Source organism: Desulfogranum marinum (assembly GCF_016918565.1).
GTDB lineage: Bacteria > Desulfobacterota > Desulfobulbia > Desulfobulbales > Desulfobulbaceae > Desulfogranum > Desulfogranum marinum.
In genome coordinates, this window is record NZ_JAFFQD010000196.1 from 1 (window position 1) to 303 (window position 303).

Here is a 303-nt window from a genome sequence, read left to right on the forward strand (position 1 = left end):
TCCAGAAAGGGGAGTAAAACCTGGATCAACTCAACCTGGTGGGCCTAGGTGGACTTGAACCACCGACCTCACGCTTATCAGGCGTGCGCTCTAACCAAGCTGAGCTATAGGCCCATGACCTTGATCTCTCAAAACTAAACAGTAAAACAAGCGGGGTTGATCCCTTTGCAGTCTAAGCTGCATATCCTTATAAAGGAGGTGATCCAGCCCCAGGTTCCCCTAGGGCTACCTTGTTACGACTTCACCCCAGTTACCAGCCATACCTTGGCAGCCTCCATCCCGAAGGTTTGGTCAACTGCTTCT

At 51.5% G+C, this 303-nt stretch carries 1 tRNA gene and 1 rRNA gene; both read right to left on the reverse strand.

The annotated features are described in order from the left end of the window. Positions 1–36 precede the first annotated feature (36 nt). Positions 37–114: transfer RNA gene (locus tag JWH17_RS23470), tRNA-Ile, on the reverse strand. A gap of 77 nt (positions 115–191) precedes the next feature. Further along, a 16S ribosomal RNA gene (locus JWH17_RS23475) occupies positions 192–303 on the reverse strand; the annotation flags it as partial.